Genomic DNA, 26,855 nt, shown 5'->3' on the forward strand with positions numbered 1-26,855 from the left:
GTTAGAGCCTGTTTATTTTAAATAAACAGGCTCTTTGCTTATCGTGGATAGAGCCTATTCAGACCAACGTTTAAAAATCAGCGAAGTATTGATACCACCAAAAGCAAAGTTATTGCTCATGACATAGTCGGTCTCAATATGACGTATCTCGCCTTTGATGTAATCGAGCTCACCACATTCAGGATCGATGTCAGTCAAGTTTAGGCTTGGGGCAAACCAGCCTGCATTCATCATCTCAACAGTGCACCAAGCTTCCAGCGAGCCACAGGCACCTAAGGTGTGCCCGGTATAACTCTTCAGTGATGAGATTGGCATATTGGGGCCAAAGACGGCATTAGTGGCTTGGGTCTCTGCGATATCGCCGCGATCTGTTGCCGTACCGTGAGCACTGACATAGCCGATGGCATCTGGGAGTAACTTGGCATCTTTAAGGGCGAGTCTGATAGCGACTTCCATGGTCGTGGCATTAGGTTGGGTGACATGCATTCCGTCTGAATTTGTGCCAAATCCAACGATTTCAGCATAGATTTTTGCGCCACGGGCTGTCGCATGTTCGAGCTCTTCAAGCACTAAGCTGCAAGCCCCTTCACCTATGACCAAACCATCACGGTTTTTATCGAACGGGCTAGGCGTCAGCTTTGGTGTGTCATTCTTGGTGCTGGTGGCAAACAAGGTGTCGAAAACCACCGCTTCGGTAGGGCATAACTCTTCTCCACCACCGGCTAACATAAGATCTTGTTGACCATATTTGATCGCTTCATAAGCATAACCAATGCCTTGGCTCGCAGAAGTACAGGCGCTACTTGTGGTGTGGACGCGGCCTTTAAGACCGAAGAAAACACCGACATTGACCGCTGTGGTGTGTGCCATCATGCGAATATAGCTAGTGGCAGTCACGCCGGACATATCGCCGTCTCTTAGCATATCGCCAAACGCGATAAGCGGATCAGTACTGCCCGTGGAGGAGCCATAAGCGATGCCCATGGCGCCAGACGTGATCACAGGATCGTCAAGCAAATTGGCATCCATGAGAGCAAGTTCACTGGCGCGTGTGGCCATTAGGGATACTCGGCCCATAGAGCGTACTTTTTTGCGGGAGTAATGAGCAGGCTTTTCAAAGTCGGTGACAGGCGCGGCTAAGCGGGTATTTAAGCCGTCAAACTTGTCCCATTCATCCATTCTAACCACAAAGTTTTTCTGGGCTTTGAGGCTATTTGCAATGGAGTCCCAATTATCGCCTAAGCAAGATATTCCGCCGAATCCGGTGATAACTACACGTCTGCTCATTGGTTTACCTCTCTGTTTAATGACCTAAATATCTGTCTAAGTTGCATCAGATCATGCCACCGTTTACCGAGATAACTTGGCGAGTAATATAAGCTGCGTCTTCAGACATTAAAAACTTAGCCAGTCCGGCGATCTCTGAAGGTTTGCCCATACGGCGCATAGGCACCAAATCTTTCACCATCTCTTTGGGAATATCAGCCACCATATCGGTTTCGATTAAACCTGGTGCGATACAGTTAACGGTGATTTTACGTTTAGCCAGCTCTAAAGATAGCGCTTTAGTCGCCCCAATAATGCCCGCCTTTGAGGCGCTATAATTGACCTGACCACGGTTACCTGCAATGCCAGACACAGAAGCCATGGTGATGATGCGTCCACCAATACGGGTTTGAATCATCGGCATGACCGTTGGGTGGATCACGTTATAAAAACTATCTAAGTTGGTGTGAACAACACTGTCCCACTCATTTTCAGTCATGGCGGGGAAAGCAGTATCGCAGTTGATGCCAGCATTGAGGATCACGCCATAATAAGCACCATGTTGGGCGATATCAGCTTCGATGGCAGCTTTTACCTTCTCACGTTCGGCAATATCAAACTGTAAGCAAGATACCTGCACGCCATGACTGATTAGTTCCTCTTTTGTTTGCTCTGCGGCAAGGTGATTGCGGTGAAAATGCAGCGCGATATCGAAACCTGCTTCAGCAAGTTGTAAGGCTATTGCTTTGCCAATACCACGACTTGAACCAGTGATCAGTACTCTTTTGTTTTGCTCATTCATTTTTTATCTTCCTGCTGGCGCTGTGAAATATAACTCTGGGTATCTTGAGGCTGGAATACATTCACATTGGCCTCGGCAACTAAGGTCTGGTGATGAAATACTTTACACTCAAAGACGGCCAGTCCGCTCTCCTCTTGGTAGAGGCGAGTGACGTGAGTTTGGTAGCTTTCACCCAGCTGATAATACGGGATATGCATCTTTAGTTTTCGGCTTCCAAGCAGAAAACCGACGCGTATGATATCACCACGTAATTTTGCTTCGACGCCAGCAAGCGCTGCAACACTCTGAGCCATGTATTCGATGCCAACATAGTTTGGCACAGCGTTAAGCTTGTCATCGAGATAGGGGCTCAGGGTGGTGATATTAGTTTGGGTGATCAAGGTATCCGTTTTATAAGCGATAAGCTCATCGATAAGGATCATGGGATCTTTATGGGGAACCACTTCTGCAACTGGCAGTTGCGACAAAGGTTCTGGCAGAGACATTTCTTGGCTCTGGGTCATAAGGGCATCTTACCACGACAAAATATCAGGCTGGCATTGCTGCCGCCAAAGGCGAAAGAGTTGCTCATCACGTATTGTATATCAGCGGTTTGCCCCTTGGAGACTAAAGGCAGGCTAGGATCGTCAGGATCCTGTTGCTGATCCCATATCTGTGGCGGTAGCGCTTGCTCTTTATTGAAGGATGACAGTAGCAGATAACAAAATGCTGCTTCAATAGCGCCTGCCGCTCCTAAGGTGTGACCAATAAGAGGCTTCGTTGAGCTGCAGGGGGGAATACTCTCACCGAATACCTGCTGCAGTGCGCGACTCTCCATGGCATCATTTTTTCGAGTAGCGGTGCCGTGAAGGTTGATATAGTCGATATCTTGCGGGGTTATTCCAGCATCATCGAGTGCAGCTTTGATGGCCGATATTGCGCCGCGACCTTCAGGGTGTGGCGCCGAGATATGGTGGGCGTCGCTGGACTCGCCAATACCTGCTAGCATGATCTCAGCATCACCTAGCGCTAAGGTAAACAGCGCGGCGCCTTCGCCAATATTGATGCCGTCTCGGTTGGCACTAAAAGGCTGGTTGTGGCCTTTAGATACCGATTCCAATGAGCTAAAGCCATTGAGGGTTAATTTACACAGGCTATCACTGCCACCTACTATGACCATGTCGCACAGGTTCGCTTGTAATAGTCGTCTTGCACTAGAGAAGACTTTTGCACTGGACGAGCAAGCGGTTGAAACGGTATAGCAGGGACCTGAGGTGCTAAATAACGCCCTTAAAAAATCACTCGAATTGCCAAGCTCTTGCTGGGAATAGTAATAGTGCTCGGGGAGTTCGCCTTGTTCAGCTTTATGCGTTAAGGCTTGCTCCCCACTGGCGATACCTGAGGTACTAGTGCCTATCACTATACCAACACGCTGTGAACCGTATTGGCCACAAGCTTGAGCTACCGCCGCCGTTATCTGCTTGGCAGCACAAAACAGAAGACGATTATTACGCGATTCAAAATGCGACAGTGGAGTAGGAAGTGGAGCAAGTGGCTCACTGACCTCGCCCACTAAGGTGCAGGCGTCGAGGAGCAGGTCATCTCTTAGGTGCATCGCGCTGGTATCGCCGAGATTGAGTCTAGCGAGTACAGTTGCTGGACTTTGACCGAGTGGGGTACATAACCCTATGTGTGAGATAGCTATTCTTGTCATTATATCTTCATCAAACTTTGCTGGTTATCGCAGGAGTCATCTGCATAACGAATTTAAATTGGGGTTATCTTAAGTTTAAATTTTGCACTTGGGATCGCTAGGTTTATCTCGGCTTGCCATGGATCTTGCTGATCGTAGCTTATCTGCATAATGTCCTCTGTTTCGCTAGCATATAGTGTTCGACATTGTGCTGCATTACAGGCTTGCTCAATGAAGCTAGCTCCCTGTAAATGAAGATTTACGTCTTCAACGGGCCAGTAGGCTAATTGAATGAGGGCAAGAAGGTATTCAGCCTTAAATTCATCCCCTAATAACATGCTTTGTTGGCTGCTGAGGCTAGTGCCATCATAGGTTAAGGTAAACAGTGCCTGTCCTAAAGGTGCCAAGCCGACTAGGGTTAGGTTTAGTTTATCCAGTTCAAGTTGGGTTAAGAGTTCATGATGAGCTCCATCGACCTGAATCGATACTTGCTGAGTGATAGATCGAATTTGGTCTGCTGCAGGAATAGGGGCTAGGCAGTAGCTCACATCACTGGCTAAGGCGACACAAGTTTGCCGCTGAAGTGTGTGACTACAAGCTGTCGTGAATATGATTAACAGTGCAATTAGTGTTGGCCATTTTTTTGCTTGTATATACAAGTCTCTCAGGTTACTCATATTGTCCTTCATCTGCATTATTTACATAGCTCAACAATTAAATTTAAGCGCTTTTGTGAGTCATTGACGAATGGGTTCGCTTCATCCCATGCGTAACCCGCCAAGATAGAACAGATCATCTGTTTAATCTTATTATCGGGATCTTGATAGAAGATCACATCCTGAAAGCGGCCATCATACCAAGCTTCGACATAAGTACGGAACGTATTCACACCCCGCATTAAGGGAGCACAATACTCATTTTCCCAGTCAACCTGAGTGCCATTGAGTTGTCTGACTACACATTTAACCGCCATAGAAGCTGATTGCATCGCAATGGTGACACCGGAAGAGAATACCGGGTCAAGAAACTCACCAGCATTGCCCAGCAAGGCGAACTTATCTGTCGCTAAGGTGCTGACGTTAGCGGAGTAACCACTCAACAGGGCGCAATCACGTAGCATCTCGGCGTCAGCAAGCAGGTAGCTCAAGCTTGGCTCTTGCTTGACCATCGCCATTAATAGATCTGGTAAGTTATGATCAGTGTCGCCCAGAAGGTGAGGCTCACCCACCACACCGAGTGAACATTTATTGTCACTGAGGGGGATTAGCCAATACCAGATATCTTTATTTTCAGGGTGAACACTGACAAGGATCTTATTGCGATCGAAAGGTTTACCAGCAATTTTTTTGTCGCCAATATTATCCTGTATATGGGTAAACACCGCACTGCGATTGGCTAGATTGGAAGGTTTTTCAAGGTTTAATAATCTAGGCAGTACACGACCAAAGCCGCTAGCATCCAATAGGTATTTAGCTGCAATTGTGTATAACTTCCCTGTCTCATCTCTGACCGTGAGTTTGGGCGTTGTGCTGAGATCGACAGATTCAACGGCTTGGCCATAACGGATCTCAACGCCCTGTTCGGTGGCTGTATCGGCCAGTAATTTGTCAAAGCTTGCTCGTTCAACCTGAAATGTTGTTCCCGGTCCAGAGGTGAACTTATCGGTAAAGTCGAAGTGAGTGTATTGATCTTGATAGCGAAATGCGGCGCCATTCTTAAATTGGAATCCACCAGCATTGACGGCATCAAGCATATTGGCTTCTTCAATTAGCTGCATACAGCAGGGAAGTAAACTCTCCCCAATAGAGAAGCGGGGAAAGTGTTGCTTCTCGAGCACGACAACACGTTTACCTTGCTGATGTAACAAGCTTGCGGCGATGCTTCCTGACGGCCCTGCACCGATGATCACCACATCAATATCGGTTTGGGCATTCAGTGTTGCAGAGGGTATTTGTATCACTTTATACTCCTTGTGAAAGGTTGCATCACCTAATCGTCCTTGTGAAAATTTGCACAAATGGGGAAAGTAAAAAGGTGAAAACGATCCCTAATAGAAGTGTGAGTCCAAAATTATGTATGGCGGGAGTACTGCTAAACGCCAGTAGTCCAAAGGCTAAAATGGTCGAGCAAGCGGACATAAAGACCGCCATCATTACGCCTCTACTCTGTTGCTTTGATTCGGCAAAAAAGAGGCTGTAGTCAACCCCTATGCCGAAAACAAGGATCAATGCTAGTGCGTGGAAAAGGGTTAAAGGTGAGTCCATAATACCAAGCAGTGCCAGAGTGAATATGGCTGATAGAGCAGGGACTGCAACCACTAAAGTTGCCTGTTTAATACTAAAACGAGTGCTGAATATCACAGCAGCAATGACCATGGCTATGGCTAATAAAATTAAGGTTAACTGCCGATATTCCCCCATGATATTTGAGATATCACCAACCTTATCGATCAGCTGTATATCACTGCCGTGGGGGAAAAGTTTGGCCAACGTGCCTAAGTCCGTGATTCCGCCTAGCAGGACAATTGAGCCAAACTCAGTTTGTTGCTCTGATGGTGCAATCCAGAGTGGAGCAAAAAGTTTTCCTGCTTCTGAATGGATAAAGGAGTCTGCATCTATATATTGGCTACGGGCCTTTTGATAAGCCTTTTCGAGAGGCACAAGCAGTGATTCATCGAGGCCCAGGCTGGCTAAAATTGCGGGTAGTTGCTGATAGATTTTACTCTGTAGCTGATAGTTCTGTTCTTGTTCTTTCTGGCTGGGAAGGTAGCTATTGAGGCTAAAAGCATTACCCATTATCCCTTTTTCAATCAGTTTGTTTAGCTCAGGTGTCAGTGCTTCGAGTGATTGAAGCAGTAACTCTTCATTTTTCGCTCTGACTAGCAGGAATTGATTATCGGTGCCGCCACTGAGAATCGTTCTAAGCTGTTGCTCCTCGTTGAGCAGGTGAGCGGGGCTCTGTTGCAAGTTTCGAATATCATCATCTGTAGTTAGCTGACTTATCCCTACTGCTGAGATTAAGGTCAGTATAATGAGTAAGAGTAGGCCAGTTTTTCGGTTTAACTTACTCTGAAAACAAGCTAAAGCGGTTAAGTAGCGCTCAGCCAGTTGCAGTGTTTTCTCACGGTTAGGTAGCTTGCCCGATGCTAATAACGGGTAAGCCAGTATCAAGGTAACGTAGGCACCAATAAGGCCAGCTGCACAAAATACTGCAACCTGTTGCATGCCAGGGAATGGGGCTAAGCCTATGCCTGAATAAGCCAGTACGCTGGTGATTAATGCCAGGGTAATAGCTGGGAATATTTGTTGGATAACTTGGGTAGCATTGGATTTAGGCTGAGCAAGTCTTTCACAATAGAAGTGAAAACTGTAGTCGATAGCAATACCGATAAGACTGGTGCCAAAGACTAAAGTCAGTAGATGCAGCTCAGAAAAAACCAGTAGCGTCGTCACTATGGCTGTGAGTAGGCTAGTACTAATGGTTAGTATCGCGATGCTCAGTGGCATCACTGAGCGAAATGCTAACCAGACTAATAAGCTGACACCGATAAGTGAAGCGAGTCCTAAAGTCGAGACTTCAGTTTTAGCACTTTGAGTGGCAACACTTGCATGAAACAGAGCGCCAGCTTTGAGTATTTCCACCTTGGGGTCTTGCTGATGGACCTTATCGATTGCCTGTTGCAGAGCGCTGAGCTGTAATGTTTGGGCATTAGGATTAAACGCACTACCGATCCCTTTGGCCATCACAATGGCGGCGACTTTATCTTGGGGGAGCGCACCATCTACATGATGATTACCGAGTAAGATCCCTTGTTGAACGGTTAATGTCTGCTTAGGCGCCATTGCCTGCAAATTTGTGGGGTAAAGCAGCAGGGGATCGTTAGCGATTAAGCCGCTGTTAGCGTAACCGAATGGATTGTAGAGCTGCTCTTGTGCCTGCATGATCAATGCATCTAAGTTACTTGATGCAAGTAAATTTGCTTGAGCTGGGCTCAGCAGATTGAATCTATGCTCGAAATAGTAGCTGTTGATCGCCTCGGCTTGATTGATATCGGCACTTCTTACCTGGGTAAAAGCAACGTGGTTGCCACTGTTAAGACTCGACATCAAGGTTTGAGCGGCGGTGATAGCTTGGGTTTTATTGTCTGCCACTAGCGCGAGATAGATGCTATTGGATAGCGCTTGTTCGACGCGGTTTAGCGCTGTTTGGGTTAATGGATCTTGTTGGATTTTTGGCAGCATGGCCAAAATATCACTCTGAATTTTGGCGCCGCCTTGCCAGAGTTGCAATCCAGTGATTAAGCTTGAGCACAGTAGCAGTAACCAAAGAGAGAATTTGAGTTTAGCTGAACACTGGCTCAGTCGAAGGGCAAGCTTATCTATCATAACTTTTGCTTAGGTCATGCTTCAGGAGTGGCTTAGGTATAGCATGATGAGATTCAGGGTTATCAGCTTGATCTACACTCGGGTGTGGAGAGAGCAGTTGTTGCATCTCTTCACTAAGTGGCTCGCTGTTGATCTGTTCAAATTCGATTCGACTCGTGTCGCCATTACCGCTGAGCAACGTCAGGCTAGTCAGTTGCGCATCTCCCTCAAGCACCATCTGTGGGATCACTTTGTGCATTAAGGGATCTTTAGGCACCAAACCTAACTGCCAGCTATTGGCAATATCTGATGCAGATGTATCAGGGGAACTTTGTACAAGATAGAGGGTAAACTGTTGATTCAATGCGCTGATATTACCGCTCAGCAGCGCCTTCAATAACGTCGGCATTGTTTCAGCTAAGGCGCCAGCTCCTTGGCTTTCGCTCGCCTTGATCATTTGTCGATGACCAGAGCTGTCTACTTGTATCAGCTCGTCGTCTTTTAGTATCAGGCTCGATGAAAATGGCTGTGTTTGTTGCCATATCAGTCCTTGTTTAGTATCGAAAGCAAATAGGCCCTGGCTCACCAGTGGCTTTTTAAGGACTTTCAGCTGTCGATATTGAGTGAATTTACCGCTGGCACTATCCCCAAGTTCAAGACGTTGGGTTAGGTTTTCAAGTTGCTGATTGCCATCTTTCGATTCAACCAGAGCTTTCGATTCAAAAAGAGCGTCAAATGAAGCTGATTGTACAGCCTGAGTGTTGAGTAAGCCAAGCAGAGCTAGGAATAACATGGTGTTTAGCTTCGGCATTAATGTCATAGACTTGGATCCTTATCGCCTAGCTGAACCTCGCTAACTTCAGTGTTTAGTATCGCCTGCTCACCGATTAAATGGGCAATTTTCTCTCTGAAAACCGGCGGCGTAACGAAACACATCTCATTGTTTGGCATCTCGACAGCCGCTTGTATGGTGTAACCTTTAGTTAGTCTTTGGTTACTGACGACATCCCTGACCTGATAGTTGATTTTAAGACGGTTTTCCCATTCAACCAAAGAGGCAATCACCTTGATTTTTTGATCAAAGGTACTTGGCTGCACATATTTTATCTGCAAATCTATGATGGGCCATGAATATCCTGAGGACAGCATTTCACGGTAGCCATAGTTGATCTCGTCGAGTAGTTTGCAGCGCGCCATCTCGAAATATCTGAGATAGTTACCATGCCAAGTGATCCCCATGGAGTCGACATCATGAAAGGGGATTAAAATGTCGAGTTCGGTGGTCAAAATGGCCTTCATGAACAGACTTCCCATTGCCTCTGCTGGATTTTATCTACTGTTTGTCTCAATACTGCTTCTAAAGCTCGATCTTCAGTGAGGAATTCAAAATCGGCTTTGACCTGTTCTAAGGTTTTAGCCACAGAAGGTGTTAGGGAAGATGGGCATAATTCGTCTTGTAAGATACGCAGATGAATCCCTTGTGTCATGGCTAATAGAGCCGCCGCAGCGACCTGTTCGGTGAGCTGCAGTACGCGCATGCAGTCACGGGCGGCGATGGTGCCCATACTGACCTTGTCTTGGTTATGACACTCGGTAGAGCGAGAGAATACGCTGGCCGGCATGGTATTTTTTAAGGCTTCGGCGGTCCAGGCTGATACGCCAATCTGTACCGCTTTAAAGCCGTGATTGATGGTGCGTCGAGCCCCTGTTGAACCTGATAGGTTGGCAGGTAAGCCGTTATTAAACTTAGGATCCATGACTAATGCCATTTGGCGATCGATAAGATCAGCAATATTGGCGACGGTGTTCTTCATCGAATCCATCACAAATGCGATATGGCCGCCATAGAAGTGGCCACCATGGAGGATGTGTTCGCCTTCGGCATCGACAATGGGGTTGTCGTTGGCACTGTTTAGCTCCGTTTCGATAAACTGACGCATAAATGGTAGTGCATCTTGTAGTACGCCGATAATGTGCGGCGCACAGCGAATTGAATATCTATCTTGTAGTCTGTCGGAGTTTCTTGGGTGCTCGTGATGGTTGAGATCTTCACGTATCCAAGCGGCAATTTTGTTCTGTCCCGGATGGGGCTTAGCAGCAAACAAAATATCATCAAAGTGGTTAGAATTGCCTTTAAGAGTAAGCGATGCCATGGCGGTAATGCGGCTCGCCAGTCGAGCCAGATACTGAGCTCTGTCATAGGCTAAGCATGCCAGCGCCGTCATAACCGCAGTGCCATTCATCAGTGCGAGTCCCTCTTTAGGACGTAGCTTAAGTGGCGTCATATTGAGTTTTGCATACACATCAGCAGTGGGTTGGCGTACACCTTGGTAGAACACGTCACGCTCACCTAATAACACCGCGGCAAGGTAAGACAGTGGTGTCAGATCGCCACTGGCACCGACAGAACCTTCCTCTGGGATCACTGGCACTATGTCCAGATTGAGTAACTTTTCGATCCGCTGCAGCAACTCATAACTCACGCCAGATTTTCCAACGGCTAGCGAGCTTAAGCGACAAGCCATGACGGCACGGGCTTGCATTGGTGAGAATATCTCACCTAACCCACAACCATGAAAACGAGTGAGATGCAGAGGCAGTTCATGGACCAGATCTAGCCCGACAGTGACAGTGCATGAGTCGCCGTAACCTGTGGTCACGCCGTAGACAACCCCCTCTTCACTTAGCAGACTGTCGATAAAATCAGCCCCTTTCTGAATATAGGCCTGATAGTCACTGCTCTGTTTGAGTTGAGCTTTGGCGCCTTTGGCTACTGCTACCACATCTTCAAGGCTCAAGGCTCTATGGCCAAAGTGAACAACCGTATCTTCTGGGTTTAATTTATTAGTCTGAGTCATCTATTTAACTGTCCCATCTTCATTCTGACATGACGCTCTATGGCCAAAGTGGACAACCGTATCTTTAGAGGTTGATTGATTAGTGTGAGTCATCTATTTATCTGTCCTGTCTTCAGCCTGATACTTGGTCCGTTGGATCTCTGAATCCTTACGCCAAAAATCAAAAAAATTAAACCATTGCAGTGGCTCTCGCCTAGCATAATATTCGAGTCGTGCGCTGTAGTGATGGACGGCTTCTTCGAGCCTTTGCATACGGCCTTTGCGTGGCCCTTTTAAGGTATTTGAAAATGTTTCTAGGTGTACTCGATAGATCCCCTGTTCTCTAAGGCAAAACATCAGGTAAACCGGGCAATCTAACAAGCCAGCAAGAATGAATGGTCCTTGAGGAAAAGGTGCTTCTTTACCCATAAAAGGGGAGTAAACCACTCGACCTTGGGTATTGGATGAAGTTCTGTCACCCGCGATAACCACGAGTTCACCTTGTTCCACTTTCTGTTGCAGTAGCATTGAAGTCGTTGGCCCGAGCTCTGTCACTTGAATGAGATTAAGTGAGCTGTCTGGATTTAATTGCTTAAGCACGCGATTAAAATTTTCAGCATTTTGAGTCAACACCATCACATTCACTTTCACCCTTTTTTGGTGAATAGAGATGGCGCGGCAAAGCTCAAGATTACCTAAGTGGGACACCAGTAAAACTGCTCCTTGTCCCGCCTCAAGCTGCTCGGCTAACAATTCTCTGTTGGGAAAGTCTATCTGGCTTAGCTGAATGCGATCGCACCAGGCATCAATTCTGTCTAGTGCGGCGTTACCAAAAGCAATAAAGTGTTTCAGGCTATGGCGCCAGCTTATCTCATCTTGGAGTTGGGGATGCTGAGGATCAAACTCTTTAACCTGCTTGAGGAATGCCTGTGAGGCTTCACGGGCTTGGCGTCCAGTTAAGAAGAAGTAGAAGATGACCGGATACATGATTGCGCGGCAGAGCCAGTGACCACCGAGTTTATAACTGGCGGCTAGAAACTTGATGCCCCAGTAACTGCCTCGCTCACTAATGTGTGACCAGTGTTGATTGTCATTAGGTTTAAATAACTTCTGTGACAGACGCGCTAACATGCCAAATACTAGACGGGTATGCATTGCTGATATTCGAACGTTGTCCCACAAACCTTGAAAGTGACTGATGCCATCTTCAGGGTAGATCACTTGAGTCGGTAGGTGCAGTACTTCGACACCTTGCCAGTGTAAGCGGACGAGTATTTCGATATCGAAATCCATGCGCTCACCTAAGGATTGGCTGAGAAATAGGGCCTCTGTCGCTGCGAGTGGATAGACTCGAAAACCGCACATGGAGTCTTGTATATCGAAACTTAAGGTCTCAACCCAGACCCAAAAGTGGGTGAGGTAGCGTGCATAATAGCGACCTTTAGGCACAGACTCATCATATTGGGGTAGTCCTGAGATCAATGCCAGCGGATGTTGCTCTGACGTTGCTATCATGGCCGGAATATCAGCTAAATTGTGTTGACCATCGGCATCGACTTGCAGAGCATGGGTAAATCCATCTTTAAATGCTGCTCTTAATCCTGTGGTAACCGCTGCGCCTTTGCCTCGATTAAACGGGTGATGGATTAAAGTGACCCAAGGGAATGTCGTTTCAAGTTCAGTGAGAAGGTAGCGTGTCTTATCATCACTACCATCATTGATTAAATAGCAGGGCAGATTTAGATGTTCGAGTGCTTCAAGGGTCTCCTTGATGGCGACACTATGATTGTAATTGGGGATCACTAAGGCCAAGGACATTAGCTGGCCTCTGAACTGGCTAAGCTTGTGTCGCCTAGGGCTATGCGCCCTGAACCAAAGCGTTTGTCACCATTAAAATAGCTGAAGACAAGCTTATTTTTTGCTGAGTTCAGCGTCACACGCAATGTGACCTCTGAGTCTGGCAACATAAGCTGTTGAAACTTTAGTACCTCTAAGCTGGCTACTTCGCTTGGGTAACCGAAATGTTCACAGCCCATACGAATGGCCCAGTCGAGTTGCGTCACTCCTGGAAGCACGGCTTGTTCAGGAAAGTGGCCGTTAAAAAAAGGCAACTCAGCATCGATAAATAAGCGCCATTCTATGGTCTCCTCCATGATTTGGCTCGAAAGGATACGAGGTAGGCAGGATTTAATCATGGTTAAATAACTCGAGTAACAGAGCTTGCACGTGCTTACCCTGTTGATTGACAGGCAAAGCGTCGGGGTAGCGCCAGCGTTTCGGTAAGGTAATTCGCTCAAATTGAGTTAACAAGTGTGCTTTAAAAAGGTTGTTTAGATTTAATTTACCTTGGCTTTTAAACTCTTGGATACCATGTTCTGAAAGGACTATCGCTGCGCCAAGCTGTGTTCTTGGTTGCTCTAAACTCACTAATACCGCTTGTTCGATTAACGGATGGCTTTCGAGTAGTGCTTCCATCTGGATCAGAGAGACACGCTTCTCTTCGATCTTGACGATACGATCTAAACGTCCGCGTAGATGGAACAGACCGGTATCAACCAACTCTATCTTATCTTCACACCTTAGCCAGTTAGCATCTTCGAGATAGGGCGACTTTACGTTAAGTGCACCGTCCTTTTTGTCCTGCTTAATCTCAATGCCGTGGAAAGTCTGCCAAGGCTGATTTTTCTCTGTCTGACGGCGGTAAGCAATACCACCGGTTTCTGTGCTACCAAAGACTTCAATAGGCTGCTTACCATAACAGTGAGCGATACCCTGAGCAGCATCATAATGGAGCGGGCCGCCAGAGCTAAAGACTAAGCTAGGTGAGCGATATTGTGGTTCATTATCCAGTGCATCAGGCAAACGAGACAGCTGGGCTGGACTACTGATTAAACATAGATTTGGGAACAGACTGGTGTAATAAGTCAGGGTCTCGGGATATTCTACTAAATTACTTAAAAATGGGCGACTGGTGGCTAATGGCCAGAGTATCTTAAACAGGAGTCCATATATATGTTGGTGAGAAACGGTTGAGATCACACTGCAGTGTGGTAAGTGTTGGGCAAAAGTGTGATCAAGAACAGTCACTTCAGCATCGAGTTGTTCAAGGGTTTTGTGTACCGCTTTTGGATGTCCGCTGCTACCAGAGGTGAACAGAACTAGTTGACCAAACTGCTTGCAAGTGGGCCAAATTCCTGATGATTGAGTCAGATCTTTTTTCAACATGATGAAGCATTTACCTTCACATATTGCTTGATCGGATATGACGCCGTCAAACTCATGGGTTATTTCACTTAAGGTGCCAGTTTGCGTGTTTGCTGGCAGTATTATTTCTTTTCCAGCAAGCAGTGCAGCACATAGGCCTACGGCAAACAGATCACTGGATTCACTGGCCAATAACCAACGTTTTGAAGGCGACAGCATCAACTGTTGATGGAGATGAGCCACTTGGCCTGTAAACACTGCTCCTGTGACAATATCGTGGTGATTGAAGCTGATCAGTTGTTGGCTTGAAGGGCCCTTGGATAACCAAGATTTTAATAACGCTGTCATGACTTTTTTAACCATATAGTTCGATATAACCACTCGCCACCCAGTAGCGAACCGATAAGCAGATAGGCGATTAGGCCGTTGTACAATGTCCATACTTCTAAGCTGGCATATTGCGCTGTGTATAGTGCTACTGTGCCATTAAAAACAAATAAGCCACACCAGATTAATGTGACTTTCCTTAAGTAAGGAGTCGCCTCATCAGGTAGGTCAGGCTCCTTTAATCGGGCTAATCTCTCTACCATGCTAGGACCTAATTTGAGCGAGTAAGCAAACAGGGCAAACATGCTGATATTGATCACAACAGGGTAATAGAGTAACCAATCATGCCGTTTAGCGATAACACTCGCTGCAGTTAATCCTATGCCGACCATCACAGGTAAAACCATCGGTTTTATCTGCTGTTTCTGCACAATTAATCGCAGTGTTAGCAGCAGACATAATACTATCGCTATGGTGCCTGCAGGCAAATAGTTGAGCCCAAAATATACGGCTAAAGGGTAACCAAGCAGTACTATACCTGTGACTATTAGCAACACTTTTTTAAAAAACAGTTGCATCAGCTTTTACAGGATCCTTTCGATAACAGCTTGTCATAAAATAAACGCATTTGGCTTATACGAGTCCTTCGATAGCGGTCACTACGTCATTGACGGTGCGTACAGCCTTGAACTCTTCGGGTTTAATTTTCTTGCCCGTCATCTGTTGCAGCTTAATCACTAAATCGACCGCATCTATACTGTCTAGATCAAGATCTTGGTAGAGTGATGCTTCAGGGGTTATATCCTCGGCATCTATCTCAAAATCATCAACTAAGATCTGTGTTAGCGCTTCAAGAATTTGCTCACGACTTTGCATACTTATTTGCATAATAGGCTCCTAAGCTCGTTGAGATTCAATAAAGCTAGCTAAACTGGCCACACTGTAGAAATGGGCTTTAGTTGCTTCAGAATTAGCTTCGATTTTTACATCGAACTGTTTCTTTATCGCTAAGCCGAGTTCCAGAGCATCGATTGAATCTAAGCCTAATCCTTCACCAAACAGCGCAGCATCAGTGTCAATGTCATCAACAGTGACGTCTTCGAGGTCTAAGCAACTAATAATAAGTTGTTTTATATCGTTATCTAAGTTCATAATTTAATTAAGTTCTTTATTATAATAATCTTCAAGGTCACGGGTAAGTTGACGCGCCATTTTAGCATCTCCTCCCTCTTGTTCATCATACCTGATATGCAAAAGGGATTCGCCTACTTCAACGCGCATCCCTATGGTGCGGCGGGGTATTTGATACCAAGCTTGTTGTTTAGTTAAGCCAGGGCTGTCGGTGCGTAGAACCACAGGGAGAAGATCGGTCTTGGTTCTCAGCGCAATATTGGCAGCGCCTCGGGCAAAAGGATTGATCTTAGTACCAAGAACTGTTCGAGTACCTTCAGGAAAAATAATCAGATTTGTGCCACTGTTTAATACTTGGCTACAGTCTTTAAGTAACAGTTCAGCTCCCCGATTAGGGATATAGCCTGCGCAGGCAACGACTCCTCGCATAAAGGGGTTACGCCAGATCCCTTGTTTAACGATACAGCCAGCATTTGGCATCAAGCTTATCAGGACGACCACATCGACTAACGTCGGGTGATTAACGATGACGACTTTTCCTTTCGCTAGGCTTAGGCGTTCAATGTTTACTGGAGTGACTTTAATGACACCTGTTGAGGTTAGCATCAGAACAAAGCCGCGGAACATGATATGCACAGCTTTCTGTACCCGACTAATTTTTTGCTCAGGTGTTCCAGGCCAAAGCCTTAACAGAGGTAAAATTGTCAGCGAACTTAATAAGCCTCCTAAACCAAATACAAAATAACAGCTAACGCCACCTAGCCAGCGAGGAAGATACGCTAAACCTGTTAGTCTGGTGGGGAGTGGGTCAGAAGCTAATAGCGAGTTATCCAAAACTAAGCGTCCAGAGATGTTTAGATAAAATACCAGATACCGCTTGTTGATTCGCTAATCCATGCAGCAGAGCATCATAACTTAATGGAGGCAATTTACTCTTGTCACCATGAGTGATGTTCAGTGTTGCGCCCTGAGCTATCTCTTGGGTTAAGGTGAACGCCATTGATATTGGCAGCTCAGGTTCATCAGTGAATTGACGATATCTTTCAGGTACAGGTTGATCAGCGAAGACCAGCATAAGCGGAAAGGGATCTTGTTGCAGTTGGGCATATGCCTCAATAAGGGCTTGAGCCAGTGTCTCTTCACCTGCTGCAATCGAGGTGGAAGGTGACTGATCTTCTTTCAAAATACTGTAAATGCCACTGGCGGTGTTATGCACCGACTGGCTAAATGCGATGGGGGATAGAGGTTCTTGCTCTACTAGGTTATCGAGTAAAGTGATGGTGCGATGAAGTTCGCCATGTCTAGAGGCAAAAATGGAGCGGCATGGTGTTGGTGCATTACATTGAAATGCGGCTTCAAGTTGCATCTTAGTCAAGCTGCTATAGCGCCTGCGTTGCATGGCTGGCACTTGCGTTAATTTTGGGGTACGAGATAGCTCTTCCTGAAGATGAGTGACGGAGCTATGCCAATTTTTCCAATCTGTGGCCTGTTGATAATAAGGTGACCAGGCTCCCCAAGAGCATATGTTAAATGTTAATTGCACCGTACAGCCTCGTTTTCGGTATTATACCAATTCTACTAAATAAGTGATCAATTCAGAGTCACTCAGGTTTTTCAATTCAAGGCGCATTGATGAATAAATGGTTATTCCCTTTTAAGTCAATGCAAAGCAGAAGTGAAATGCCTGAGAGACTCACGTAGTGCGGCTGATGTTCAAAGCAAATGGCAAAGCCCTTTATGCTACGTTAGATGCTTTCGATATAGAATAACTATTAGCTTCAAGCCTCCGCTAGCCACATGGATGTGGCGAATGTCTGTATTGCAGGAGCAAATACAGCCCTTGCCTACAGAGCTTTGAACTCCCGCTGAAAGATCACATTATTAGTGGAATGGGTATTACAACCGATATTTTCATCACTATGTGCAAAGTTTGCTGTGAGTTAGCTTGTTGTCATAAGTGATCAATATTCTTAAACTCCACTCATTCTACACTAAATAAGTCGTTTTTATGAAGCATTTTTGGTTGCAGGTGTTGCTGATACGTGTAGGGTTTGTTGGGTTTATTTTTGATAACCTGCAACTAACAAACTGCAAGTTATCGTTAAAGAAGATAAGTTGGGAGAAGGGAGGTTATTCCGCTAAGTTTTTTTTCAACTTACGCAGTGCCGCTTTCACTTTTTTACTATTCTCTGGTCCCATTCTAATCAGTAATTTCTGAGCATTGGGTAAAGATTCGAGTTGTGGGTCAACAAACTGATAGTTCACACTCACGCCATCGAGTTCTATTGGGCTATCGATAATCGGGGCGTCGAGCATGATATCGATGGCCTCAACCATGCGATCATTAAAGTCCATATCTCCATATCCAAGCTCTTCGAATGCTTGACTTAGCAGTGGCGTTAACTCCTTATACGTTTTAGTCAGTTGCTCTTCGTTTAGATTACTAACGAAGTCAGCATAGAGATCATATCTGTGATAACTATCTGGATTAAGATAGGTTTTGTTAGTGATCTCAGAAACCGTAAATACTCGATTAGGGGCTTTAAGTGGGCTGACTTTACGAGCCAGTTCACCTTGAGCTAAGTTGTCGACGAAAACAACAAAGTGTCTGACAAGATCTTTCTCAACCATCAATGGCTCGATCTTCATTCCGTCAGCCATCTCTATGGTTTTTAGGTTAACGAACTCATCACTTTCAGACAATTTTGGTAGCGGTTCGACTTGAGGTGCAATGACGACCTCTTCAACGATCACAGGCTCGGCTTCGATAATAACCTCTGGGATCTGTGTCTCTGTTATTAGTGGCTCATTGGGAATAATATCTGGCAGTTCAATAACCTCTACCATTTCAGGTTCGACAGGTTCCTGAGAGCTAAAATAGTAGTACGCACCACCACAGAGCAGTAATACAACAACGATAGCCACGATGGCGAGCGCATTAGCCCCAGCAGGCCTTTCCTGCGGTGCTATTCTATCTTCTTGATTGACTTGCATTTAGTTAGCATCCTTTGAACGAACTATTTGTGAAGTTGGCGTTAATTGTACATGGTCTCCATTGTGCAATAATCACCGCACTTGTCTAGCGAAGTTAGACTAAATAAAAAATAATTAACCTAATATGCTCACAATTTTTAAATTAATCAGGCTTGTACGTACTGCTCTCTATCTCCTAGCCAACGTTGCACTATCGCATCGACATTGTCGGGAGCTTGTTGCATCACATGGACGGCGAGTTTCTGAATGTGAGGGATAAGGGCTTGATCTCGCATTAGATCGGCAATCTTCATATCGGCGACGCCAGTTTGTTTAGTACCAAGCACTTCACCCGGACCTCTAATTTCAAGATCTTTTTCGGCGATAATAAAGCCATCATTACTTTTTCTGAGCACACCTAAGCGTTTTTTAGCCATTTGAGAAAGTGGTGCCTTGTACATCAATAAGCAGTGACTGGCGATTGAACCTCGTCCCACGCGTCCCCTAAGTTGATGCAGTTGCGCTAAGCCTAATCGCTCGGGGTTTTCTATTATCATCAAGCTGGCATTGGGTACATCTACCCCAACTTCTATCACTGTGGTTGCAACTAATAGGTTCAGGTTTCCAGATTTAAACTCAGCCATGACGGCCTGCTTCTCTGCGGATTTCATGCGTCCGTGGACTAACCCTACTTTTAGTTCAGCTAAAGCTAAGGTGAGCTCAGCTGCGGTATCTTCTGCTGCCTGACATTCAAGAACTTCTGATTCGTCGATAAGGGTGCAGACCCAATAGACTTGTCTACCATTATTTGTCACGGCTTGTCTGACACGCTCGATCACTTCATTGCGACGTAGATCGGGCATAGCCACAGTAGTGACCGGTGTTCTTCCCGGTGGAAGCTCGTCAATCACTGAAGTATCAAGATCGGCATAGGCTGTCATTGCCAACGTACGGGGAATTGGCGTGGCGGTCATGATCAACTGGTGGGGATGAAAGCCTTGGCTTATGCCTTTTTCTCTAAGCCCTAGACGTTGATGGACACCGAATCTGTGTTGTTCATCTATGATGATCAAGGCCAGTTTGTTAAAGACCACTTTGTCCTGAAAAATAGCATGGGTGCCGATCACCATATGAGCATCACCGCTTTCAATATCTGCTAAAGATTGGGCCCTTGCTTTGCCTTTGAGCTTACCCGCTAACCAACCGACTTTTAAACCTAAAGGTTCAAACCATTGATTAAAGTTAGTCGCATGCTGTTCAGCGAGTAGTTCGGTTGGTGCCATCATGGCAACCTGATAACCATTTTCAATGGCTTGCAGTGCAGCAAGGGCGGCCACTAAGGTTTTTCCTGAGCCTACATCACCCTGGACAAGGCGCATCATGGGAGAGGACTTTTCAAGATCTTTGCAGATATCGACACCGACTCTGTTTTGCGCGCCTGTGGGTTTAAATGGCAGCGCCTTTAGAAAAGGGTTGAGCAGCTGTCCGGTCGCCGGCATTGAGATCGCTTTATCACGATTACTACGTTGACGCAGTTTTAACATGCTGAGGTTATGAGCCAGTAGCTCCTCTTGAATAAGCCTTTGCTGTGCTGGGTGTATGCCCTGTTCCAGTTCATATAGAGCCACGCCGTGATGGGGGCGATGCAGCAATTGCAGGGCCTCTTTAAGACTTAAATTATTGGGCTGAAGTTGCGGAGGAAGGAGTTCTTGAAGACCGCCGTTTGCTAGCATTAATAAGGCTTGATCGGTTAATTTTATCCAACTTGCTTGCTTAAGTCCCTCTGTTGTTGGGTAGACAGGGGTAAGAATATCGCTTAACACCTCTGGATCGTGTTCATTGATTAGCTTGTATTCGGGATGAACAATTTCAGCTTGATGGCCACTGCGACGTATCTCTCCGTAAGCTCGAATCCGTGCCCCATTTTCTAAACCATTCTTCTGTGCAACTGAGAAGTTGAAAAATCTGAGGACTAATGAGCCAGTATCATCCCTGACAGTACAGGTCAGCATGCGCTTGCGACCTTGAATTATCTGGCTGGATTGGATAATGGCTTCTATGGTGCCATAGTTTCCTGGATACAGTGAGGCGATGGGATAAATTTGGGTGCGGTCTTCATAACGCAGTGGCAGGTGAAACAGGATATCTTGCACTGTATTGATGCCGAGCTTAGCTAAGCGTTCAGCCATTTTCTTGGCAACGCCATTAAGTTCAGTGACAGGAACAAGATCGAGTCTATTCACGGCTGATACCATTATATTGTTGAGTGCTGTTTATGCTAGACACTCAAGCACTGTGTTTATATACATATACTATCAGATAAATGGGTGATGGCAATCCTAATGTTATTTAGACAGGTAGAGGTTATAGCCAACCTTTTTGCTTGGCGATCCGTGCTGCGTCGATTCGATTTGAACCATTAAGTTTACTGGTGGCTTCGGACAGGTAATTACGCACAGTGCCTTCGGCGATAAATAGGCAAGCGGCTATCTCGGCGGTACTCTTTCCTTCGCTGGCAAGACGAAGGGCTTTGCGTTCCTTATCATTGAGTGGATCGTGTTCGCCGACGGCCATGACCGCAAGTTCTGGATCGATAACACGTTTCCCTGCCATCACTTGGTTAATGGCAAGAATAAGGCTATCCGATGGGGCATCTTTTAGTAGGAAACCACCGGCTCCAGATTCGATGGCGCGTTTGACATAACCGGCTCTACCAAATGTCGTGAGAATGATAATCTTGATAGGGGAGTTTTGTTGCTGACACCACTGGGCGAGTTCGAGACCTGAGAGTCCTGGCATCTCAATGTCTGTCAGCAGCAGGTCAAATTCTTGAGCTTTCAGCAAGGTTAAAGCCTCATTGCCATCGCATGCTTGAGTGACGTTGAATTTGCTATTTAAACTGAGTAAAGCCGCAAGTGCACCTCTGACCATGGCTTGATCTTCTGCCAGTAAAATTCTCATTCGGCTAGGTTTCCTTGTTTAGGTATTGTGATACTGAAATTGCTACCCTGATTTAAAGAGTAATCTAGTCTGCCTTGAAATTCAGCTAATCTCTCTTTGATCCCGTTTAAGCCATTGCCCTCTTTGATAGCATCTGCTTTGCCGTTGTCAGCTACATTGAGACTGATCTCAGTCGCGGATTCAGAAAAGCGAATAGCACAGTGGTCGGCTTGACTGTGGCGGATAACATTATTACAGAGCTCAGTTAAACTTAAGATAATTTGTGTTTCAACCTTAGGTTTTAGTTGGGGGATATCACCTTCTAGGCTGACGCTTAAGCCCTTGTCGCGTAGAGTTTGGCACAACAACATGACGCTGGATGTCAGCCCTTTGTGTTTATAGCCGGAGACTGTTTGGCGTATCTGACTCAGACTATCTCGGGCTATTTGATTTAGCTCCTTCAGTTGTACTTGTGCTTGTGTGAGCTCGTTTTTATCCAAGAGTTTTTCTGCCAATTCTGCCTTAAGTGAGATGCTTGAGAGGTTGTGGCCCATGATATCGTGCAGATCTCTGGCGATTCTTTCTCGCTCTAACATCGTTGCTAGTTGGCTGATTTCAGCTTGACTTTGGCGTTCGTTGGACTGGGTTTCGACTTGCTTACGTCTTGCGATACCAATGAGGCCGATACTGGCGATGAGCATGCTACCGTAACCAACAAAATAGTAGTGATTGAACCCGATAACGACATTGAGTAAGCCCAAGAGCGCGATTAAGGCTAAAAAGCCTAATAGTGCTCTGTTTAATGGGTAGTAAAAGCCGATAAAGAAACCCGCAAAAGTAAATAGCGACAGTGAGCCTGGATTAATAGGGGTGATTAAGGCTGCTAACGATACCATTGCCAATATTGGGGTGATTGCTTTATTTCTCGGGCTGCGATAAGCCCAGAAATAGCAGTAGATAAAAGGGATTAAGACCGACAGACTTAAGCCTATTTTCCACGCAGGCATGCCATTGAGGACAAGGGGGATAAAATAGAAAACCAGATTGATGAGATAGATCCAAGAGAATTTATCTTCCGTTGTTTGAACCGATTCCTTTGGGGCAACATTAGTCTCGTTCATCATTTTTATCCGTATCGCGTATTGTCAAAGCCGCTTAACTGAATAATAAGCGACATTTTATGAGGCATCATCAATAGATTATTGTTTAGTTCTGTTGTAGAAGGAAGCTGGCCCAGCCATAGTCCGGTTGTATCTCAATAGCTGCCAGCCAATCGGCAATCGCACCTTGTGCATCCCCCATATTCTGTTTTGCCAATCCACGCCAAGTATAGGCTTCAGCATGTCCCCAACAGATATTGTCACAGGGATTATTATATAGATCTATCGCCTTAGTGCTTAAATTCAACGCTTTTTGCATACTACCACCAAAGATTACTGGTGTGTTGAATGCGGATATCGCCTTTACTAACACGATGCGAGGATTATAAGGATCAAGTTCTTGAGCTTGCGTGAGTGCTTGTCCAAGTTTAGGGCCTAAGCTTGCTCCAAGGGTACTATCAAGCCCGATCTGCATACCATAAACCGATGCCAGTAGGGCTAAGTTGTCCGCATCTGTTTGCTCCAAGCTGTCAACATTCGCCTGAATTAAGCTCTCGAGTGTCGACTGGGCCGATGTTAAGGCGTCAGATGCTGTATCTCGCTGACTGAGTATGTTAGCCGTTATGGCTAAACGATAATTGGCATAAGCTTGGTCATAACCTTGGGTTTGTTGACTTAGGTTATGAAGTGCTTCTAGGTTCATCGTATTGGAAGCAGCATCAATGGCCGGGATCTCATTAGCGTGAGTAAGCCCAGAAATAAGTGCCATAGTTGCGATAAGAGTCGTTAATTTCATGTCAATCTCCTTTGGTTGGGTACAGAACAATTATGGAGATTGCTGAGGTGTTTTTGCAGAGACAAAGGTCATGAGATCCGCATGACAAATGTCACTTTCTTATTGTAAAAAAGCCACCGAGCGGTGTCGGTGGCTGTTAGTTTGTTTATGCTCTAACCAGATTTACGCTGAGGCTTGAACGATCAGGTAACCGATATAGGCAAGATAGCTGACTAAAAGGATCGCGCCTTCACGTCTACCAATCCTAAAGCCGGTCCAGGCAAAAGGGAGCACCAGCAGTGCAAGCAGTAACATAACGAGTAGATCAAAATCTTGAATACCCGCTGCTGCGATTGGATGTATAAGTGCTGTAACGCCAAGGATACCCAAGATATTAAACAGGTTAGAACCGACGATATTGCCTATGGCTATATCGCTTTGACCTTTGCGAGCCGCAACGACGGAGGTGACAAGTTCAGGCATGCTAGTACCGATAGCCACAATCGTTAAGCCGATGATGACTTCGCTGATGCCAAAGGTTTTGGCCAGTTCGACAGCACCATCGACGAAGAGTATTCCGCCGCCAACCAACATGCTTATGCCGACGATGATAAAGAGCACCGAGAGCATAGGGTTTTGTGGACTGGTATCTAGCTCTGCACTTTCACTGCTATTTCGACTACTGATATAGCTGAAACTTAGGTAGGCGATTAATAAGCTAGAGAGTAGTGCGCCATCCCAGAAACTGAGTCCACCATCAAGTAATAGTCCCCAAAACAGCATCGAAGCTGCGATCATGATAGGAATGTCGCGCTTCACCATCTGAGATTGCACCTGAATTGGACGAATTAACGCGGTAATCGCTAGAATAAGGCCAATGTTGGCGATGTTTGAGCCGATGACATTGCCCAATGCGATACCACTGTTACCAGCGATGGCTGATTTTAAACTAACGGCCAGTTCGGGTGCACTTGTGCCGAAAGCAACTATGGTTAAGCCTATGATTAAAGGCGTTATTCCTAGTTTTAAGGCAATAGCGCTGGCACCACGAACTAAGGCTTCGGCTCCTAAAGTTAGGATGACAAAGCCACCGACAATAGAAAGAAAAATTAACATGTTGGATCCATCTGATTAAGGGGGGATAGAATTTTGGATACGCTAGCTTAAGGATTTTTCATGACAAGGCAATAAACTTAAGCAAAGGCTGCATTAATCTTAATTCATCCTAACACCATACCAATCAGTATAAAGATTTGATCGCTCAGCGAGAGTTAAGCGGTCCTGAGGCAAGGCAACGAGTGAAGAGCATAGTTATTCTACGGTTAAGCTCGTTAACGCAGAATCAGAAGCGCTAAAACTCGCCTGTAAGGAGTGTTTTTGGCTGTCTACTTCTGCGTTGAATGAACTCACAAGGGAACAACCATTCTATCATCCATTCGCCTTGAATTAGTTTGCCAAAAAACACTCTGAGTAGATCAACTTCTTATACTGATTGGTATATGAGGAGGAGTTGAGAAAGCACGCTTTAGGGCGTGCTTTCGAGTCACTTTATCTGTTTTAGATCTCCTCTTCCCAGCGAATTTTACCACCGCGAATACCATCGGCGATATCGCTGAACTTCTTCTCTAAAACATGACGCTTAATTTTCAAGGTTGGCGTGAGTATATCATTATCTACATCCCATGGCTCTGTGACGACAATGATGGCATCGATAGTTTCATGGGATTCGAGGTTTGGATTGATACTATCGAGTGTTGCCTTGAGTGAACTGCGCACCTCCTCTCTAGGCTGCAGCTTTGCGCCTTCTGATAGCTGAACTAAGGCTATCGGATGAGGTAGACCTGAGCCTATTACGCATAACAGTTCGATATGAGGGTCTTGGGCCAGCTTGCGCTCGATAGGTACAGGGGCTACGTATTTTCCCTTGGACGTTTTGAAGTTATCTTTAACTCGCCCTGTAATCGTCACGCAGCCATCGGTATCGATAGAACAGAGATCACCGGTACGAAAGTAGCCCTCTTCATCGAATGAAGCGGCGGTGATCTCATCTTGCTTGTAGTAACCCGTCATCAAACCTGGGCTCTTAACCAGTAACTCACCATTGTCGGTTTGTTTGAGTGAACAGCCTTCAATGGCTCGACCGACGGTGCCAATTTTACTGGCATCGAATGGGTAATTAATGATCGAATAGGCGCTGTTTTCTGTCATTCCCCAGGCTTCACTGATATTCAAACCTATCTTGTGATACCAAGCGATCAATGAGGGCGGGATAGGTGCAGAGCCTGAGCCAAGTAGGCGGCAATGTTCAAGTCCGAGTCCAGCATGGATTTTCTTTTTCACTATGCCACTGATGATCGGTAACTTAAGCAGAAAATTAAGCTTATCGTAGCCGATTTTATCGATAATGTTTTGCTGAAACAGACTCCAAAGACGTGGCACTGAAAAGAAGACTGTTGGGCGAGCTCGCTGCACATCGGCGACAAAACTATCTAAACTTTCGACAAAGGCAACACTACTACCTGAGTAGAAAGAGGAACCTTCCATGGCGACACGCTCTGTGATGTGAGCGAGTGGTAGATAGGAGAGTAGCCTGTCTTTGACATCTGTTTTAAGATCGCGGACAACAGCCTTACAGGTCCAGCCGTAGGCGGCAAATGTCAGCATGGCGCCCTTAGGTTTGCCCGTTGAGCCTGAGGTATAGATAAGTGTCATCATCTGCTCTGGTAAGGCAAAAGGGGTGTCGATTAATGGCTGACCGAGTTTAAGTAAGCTGCTCCACGAGTATTGAGCTGGCATGGTGTCGTAGGGCATCGCCATTCTGAGAATATCACCGCCGACGCCCGCTTCCTGATCGGCCCAGTAGTCGAGTTTGCCGATAAAAATGGCTTTCGCTTCACTGTGCTCAAGCACATAGCGTATGGTATCGGCGTTTGCTGTAGGGTAAACAGGCACACTAATATAGCCGCCATGCATAAGGGCGAGATCGGTAATAAACCATTCGGCACAGTTTTTTGAAAGCACAGCGACTTTGTCGCCGGGCTCAAGGCCTAAATGTCGTAGTGCCCCAGCGATTTTTTGCATCTGTTGCTGTACATCACGCCAGGTGAAATCTTGGTATTGGCCGTTGATGGGTTGTCTGAGATAAGTGCTATCCCCTTGCTTTTCTACCCACTGGGACAACATCTCTACCGGGGTTTTCATTGTCGATTCCATCAGCGACTCCATGATTTAATTGGTTACTTTCAAAAGGAAATGTTTTTAGTTTTTGTTTTTGTTTTAGTTTTGGCTAAGCTTTTGACGATTTATGAGCTCATTGAGTATGGCGAAAAATGTGATCTAAGACAAATGGTTTGAATAACTGTGAGATGAATCGTTACAAATTGGTGTCAGCCTTCGAATGAAGGATGATTACATTAATTTTTGGATTGTCGCTTTATGGTTACGAATCACCTGCAGCAGGCAGC

25 protein-coding genes are annotated in these 26,855 nt (G+C 45.8%); all 25 read right to left on the minus strand.

What is annotated here, in order from left to right:
• Positions 1-54: 54 nt before the first annotated feature.
• Positions 55-1,287: a beta-ketoacyl-ACP synthase gene (locus HWQ47_RS01725; RefSeq protein WP_269969487.1), complete on the minus strand. Its 1,233-nt coding sequence runs from the start codon at positions 1,285-1,287 to the stop codon at positions 55-57.
• 46 nt (positions 1,288-1,333) lie between these two features.
• Positions 1,334-2,068 carry a 3-ketoacyl-ACP reductase FabG2 gene (locus tag HWQ47_RS01730; RefSeq protein WP_269969488.1) on the minus strand — a complete coding sequence of 245 codons (735 nt, stop codon included), beginning with the start codon at positions 2,066-2,068 and terminating at the stop codon, positions 1,334-1,336.
• A complete protein-coding gene (locus tag HWQ47_RS01735) occupies positions 2,065-2,571 on the minus strand; it encodes a hotdog family protein (RefSeq protein WP_269969489.1) in 507 nt (168 codons plus the stop codon). The genes HWQ47_RS01730 and HWQ47_RS01735 overlap by 4 nt, the downstream gene beginning before the upstream one ends.
• Positions 2,568-3,761, minus strand: a complete 1,194-nt coding sequence (locus HWQ47_RS01740; protein WP_269969490.1) for a beta-ketoacyl-[acyl-carrier-protein] synthase family protein — start codon at positions 3,759-3,761, stop codon at positions 2,568-2,570. The genes HWQ47_RS01735 and HWQ47_RS01740 overlap by 4 nt, the downstream gene beginning before the upstream one ends.
• Before the next feature lie 53 nt (positions 3,762-3,814).
• Complete coding sequence (locus HWQ47_RS01745) at positions 3,815-4,417, minus strand: DUF3261 domain-containing protein (protein ID WP_269969491.1); 603 nt, start codon at positions 4,415-4,417, stop codon at positions 3,815-3,817.
• 17 nt (positions 4,418-4,434) lie between these two features.
• On the minus strand, positions 4,435-5,697 hold the full coding sequence (locus tag HWQ47_RS01750) for an NAD(P)/FAD-dependent oxidoreductase (RefSeq protein WP_269971636.1): 1,263 nt from the start codon (positions 5,695-5,697) through the stop codon (positions 4,435-4,437).
• 28 nt (positions 5,698-5,725) lie between these two features.
• Positions 5,726-8,125 carry an MMPL family transporter gene (locus tag HWQ47_RS01755; protein ID WP_269969492.1) on the minus strand — a complete coding sequence of 800 codons (2,400 nt, stop codon included), beginning with the start codon at positions 8,123-8,125 and terminating at the stop codon, positions 5,726-5,728.
• On the minus strand, positions 8,115-8,924 hold the full coding sequence (locus HWQ47_RS01760; protein ID WP_269969493.1) for an outer membrane lipoprotein carrier protein LolA: 810 nt from the start codon (positions 8,922-8,924) through the stop codon (positions 8,115-8,117). The genes HWQ47_RS01755 and HWQ47_RS01760 overlap by 11 nt, the downstream gene beginning before the upstream one ends.
• The gene (locus tag HWQ47_RS01765) at positions 8,921-9,403 is read right to left on the minus strand and encodes an acyl-CoA thioesterase (RefSeq protein ID WP_269969494.1); all 483 of its coding nucleotides are present in this window, start codon (positions 9,401-9,403) and stop codon (positions 8,921-8,923) included. Before HWQ47_RS01765 ends, HWQ47_RS01760 begins: the two co-directional genes overlap by 4 nt.
• Positions 9,400-10,962 (minus strand): HAL/PAL/TAL family ammonia-lyase, encoded by a 1,563-nt coding sequence (locus HWQ47_RS01770; protein ID WP_269969495.1) that lies wholly within the window; start codon positions 10,960-10,962, stop codon positions 9,400-9,402. The genes HWQ47_RS01765 and HWQ47_RS01770 overlap by 4 nt, the downstream gene beginning before the upstream one ends.
• A 93-nt stretch (positions 10,963-11,055) precedes the next feature.
• Positions 11,056-12,759, minus strand: coding sequence for a glycosyltransferase family 2 protein (locus HWQ47_RS01775; protein WP_269969496.1), 1,704 nt, complete (start codon positions 12,757-12,759; stop codon positions 11,056-11,058).
• Entirely contained in the window at positions 12,759-13,136 is a 378-nt protein-coding gene (locus tag HWQ47_RS01780; protein ID WP_269969497.1) for an ApeI family dehydratase, read from the minus strand. The genes HWQ47_RS01775 and HWQ47_RS01780 overlap by 1 nt, the downstream gene beginning before the upstream one ends.
• Positions 13,129-14,493 carry an AMP-binding protein gene (locus tag HWQ47_RS01785; RefSeq protein ID WP_269969498.1) on the minus strand — a complete coding sequence of 455 codons (1,365 nt, stop codon included), beginning with the start codon at positions 14,491-14,493 and terminating at the stop codon, positions 13,129-13,131. Before HWQ47_RS01785 ends, HWQ47_RS01780 begins: the two co-directional genes overlap by 8 nt.
• On the minus strand, positions 14,490-15,050 hold the full coding sequence (locus HWQ47_RS01790) for a hypothetical protein (RefSeq protein WP_269969499.1): 561 nt from the start codon (positions 15,048-15,050) through the stop codon (positions 14,490-14,492). The genes HWQ47_RS01785 and HWQ47_RS01790 overlap by 4 nt, the downstream gene beginning before the upstream one ends.
• 55 nt (positions 15,051-15,105) lie before the next feature.
• Entirely contained in the window at positions 15,106-15,348 is a 243-nt protein-coding gene (locus HWQ47_RS01795) for an acyl carrier protein (protein WP_269971637.1), read from the minus strand.
• Positions 15,349-15,369: 21 nt separating this feature from the next.
• The gene (locus HWQ47_RS01800; protein ID WP_143563992.1) at positions 15,370-15,624 is read right to left on the minus strand and encodes a phosphopantetheine-binding protein; all 255 of its coding nucleotides are present in this window, start codon (positions 15,622-15,624) and stop codon (positions 15,370-15,372) included.
• A 3-nt stretch (positions 15,625-15,627) separates the two neighbouring features.
• Positions 15,628-16,437 (minus strand): lysophospholipid acyltransferase family protein, encoded by an 810-nt coding sequence (locus HWQ47_RS01805; protein ID WP_269969500.1) that lies wholly within the window; start codon positions 16,435-16,437, stop codon positions 15,628-15,630.
• Positions 16,430-17,146: a beta-ketoacyl synthase chain length factor gene (locus HWQ47_RS01810; protein WP_269969501.1), complete on the minus strand. Its 717-nt coding sequence runs from the start codon at positions 17,144-17,146 to the stop codon at positions 16,430-16,432. The genes HWQ47_RS01805 and HWQ47_RS01810 overlap by 8 nt, the downstream gene beginning before the upstream one ends.
• Positions 17,147-17,733: 587 nt before the next feature.
• Complete coding sequence (locus HWQ47_RS01815) at positions 17,734-18,597, minus strand: DUF3014 domain-containing protein (RefSeq protein ID WP_269969502.1); 864 nt, start codon at positions 18,595-18,597, stop codon at positions 17,734-17,736.
• 146 nt (positions 18,598-18,743) lie between these two features.
• Complete coding sequence (recG, locus tag HWQ47_RS01820) at positions 18,744-20,819, minus strand: ATP-dependent DNA helicase RecG (RefSeq protein WP_269969503.1); 2,076 nt, start codon at positions 20,817-20,819, stop codon at positions 18,744-18,746.
• A 121-nt stretch (positions 20,820-20,940) separates the two neighbouring features.
• Positions 20,941-21,537, minus strand: coding sequence for a response regulator transcription factor (locus HWQ47_RS01825; protein ID WP_269969504.1), 597 nt, complete (start codon positions 21,535-21,537; stop codon positions 20,941-20,943).
• Positions 21,534-22,637, minus strand: a complete 1,104-nt coding sequence (locus HWQ47_RS01830; protein ID WP_269971638.1) for a sensor histidine kinase — start codon at positions 22,635-22,637, stop codon at positions 21,534-21,536. Before HWQ47_RS01830 ends, HWQ47_RS01825 begins: the two co-directional genes overlap by 4 nt.
• An 85-nt stretch (positions 22,638-22,722) precedes the next feature.
• Positions 22,723-23,412, minus strand: coding sequence for a hypothetical protein (locus HWQ47_RS01835; RefSeq protein WP_269969505.1), 690 nt, complete (start codon positions 23,410-23,412; stop codon positions 22,723-22,725).
• A 162-nt stretch (positions 23,413-23,574) separates the two neighbouring features.
• Positions 23,575-24,507, minus strand: coding sequence for a calcium/sodium antiporter (locus HWQ47_RS01840; RefSeq protein ID WP_269969506.1), 933 nt, complete (start codon positions 24,505-24,507; stop codon positions 23,575-23,577).
• A 441-nt stretch (positions 24,508-24,948) separates the two neighbouring features.
• The gene (locus HWQ47_RS01845; RefSeq protein ID WP_269969507.1) at positions 24,949-26,604 is read right to left on the minus strand and encodes an AMP-binding protein; all 1,656 of its coding nucleotides are present in this window, start codon (positions 26,602-26,604) and stop codon (positions 24,949-24,951) included.
• Positions 26,605-26,855 lie beyond the last annotated feature (251 nt).

The organism is Shewanella sp. MTB7 (assembly GCF_027571385.1).
In the GTDB taxonomy this organism is placed as follows: domain Bacteria; phylum Pseudomonadota; class Gammaproteobacteria; order Enterobacterales; family Shewanellaceae; genus Shewanella.

What these genes read in the sequence shown, in the direction of transcription:
- HWQ47_RS01790 (WP_269969499.1), bottom strand. Translation starts at nt 15,050, where the DNA reads ATGCAACTGTTTTTTAAAAAAGTGTTGCTAATAGTCACAGGTATAGTA.
- HWQ47_RS01780 (WP_269969497.1), bottom strand. Translation starts at nt 13,136, where the DNA reads ATGATTAAATCCTGCCTACCTCGTATCCTTTCGAGCCAAATCATGGAG.
- HWQ47_RS01840 (WP_269969506.1), bottom strand. Translation starts at nt 24,507, where the DNA reads ATGTTAATTTTTCTTTCTATTGTCGGTGGCTTTGTCATCCTAACTTTA.
- HWQ47_RS01775 (WP_269969496.1), bottom strand. Translation starts at nt 12,759, where the DNA reads ATGTCCTTGGCCTTAGTGATCCCCAATTACAATCATAGTGTCGCCATC.
- HWQ47_RS01800 (WP_143563992.1), bottom strand. Translation starts at nt 15,624, where the DNA reads ATGAACTTAGATAACGATATAAAACAACTTATTATTAGTTGCTTAGAC.
- HWQ47_RS01835 (WP_269969505.1), bottom strand. Translation starts at nt 23,412, where the DNA reads ATGAAATTAACGACTCTTATCGCAACTATGGCACTTATTTCTGGGCTT.
- HWQ47_RS01735 (WP_269969489.1), bottom strand. Translation starts at nt 2,571, where the DNA reads ATGACCCAGAGCCAAGAAATGTCTCTGCCAGAACCTTTGTCGCAACTG.
- HWQ47_RS01830 (WP_269971638.1), bottom strand. Translation starts at nt 22,637, where the DNA reads ATGAACGAGACTAATGTTGCCCCAAAGGAATCGGTTCAAACAACGGAA.
- HWQ47_RS01760 (WP_269969493.1), bottom strand. Translation starts at nt 8,924, where the DNA reads ATGACATTAATGCCGAAGCTAAACACCATGTTATTCCTAGCTCTGCTT.
- HWQ47_RS01815 (WP_269969502.1), bottom strand. Translation starts at nt 18,597, where the DNA reads ATGCAAGTCAATCAAGAAGATAGAATAGCACCGCAGGAAAGGCCTGCT.
- HWQ47_RS01785 (WP_269969498.1), bottom strand. Translation starts at nt 14,493, where the DNA reads ATGACAGCGTTATTAAAATCTTGGTTATCCAAGGGCCCTTCAAGCCAA.
- HWQ47_RS01770 (WP_269969495.1), bottom strand. Translation starts at nt 10,962, where the DNA reads ATGACTCAGACTAATAAATTAAACCCAGAAGATACGGTTGTTCACTTT.
- HWQ47_RS01730 (WP_269969488.1), bottom strand. Translation starts at nt 2,068, where the DNA reads ATGAATGAGCAAAACAAAAGAGTACTGATCACTGGTTCAAGTCGTGGT.
- HWQ47_RS01765 (WP_269969494.1), bottom strand. Translation starts at nt 9,403, where the DNA reads ATGAAGGCCATTTTGACCACCGAACTCGACATTTTAATCCCCTTTCAT.
- HWQ47_RS01745 (WP_269969491.1), bottom strand. Translation starts at nt 4,417, where the DNA reads ATGAGTAACCTGAGAGACTTGTATATACAAGCAAAAAAATGGCCAACA.
- HWQ47_RS01825 (WP_269969504.1), bottom strand. Translation starts at nt 21,537, where the DNA reads ATGAGAATTTTACTGGCAGAAGATCAAGCCATGGTCAGAGGTGCACTT.
- HWQ47_RS01725 (WP_269969487.1), bottom strand. Translation starts at nt 1,287, where the DNA reads ATGAGCAGACGTGTAGTTATCACCGGATTCGGCGGAATATCTTGCTTA.
- HWQ47_RS01795 (WP_269971637.1), bottom strand. Translation starts at nt 15,348, where the DNA reads ATGCAAAGTCGTGAGCAAATTCTTGAAGCGCTAACACAGATCTTAGTT.
- HWQ47_RS01755 (WP_269969492.1), bottom strand. Translation starts at nt 8,125, where the DNA reads ATGATAGATAAGCTTGCCCTTCGACTGAGCCAGTGTTCAGCTAAACTC.
- HWQ47_RS01740 (WP_269969490.1), bottom strand. Translation starts at nt 3,761, where the DNA reads ATGACAAGAATAGCTATCTCACACATAGGGTTATGTACCCCACTCGGT.
- HWQ47_RS01845 (WP_269969507.1), bottom strand. Translation starts at nt 26,604, where the DNA reads ATGGAATCGACAATGAAAACCCCGGTAGAGATGTTGTCCCAGTGGGTA.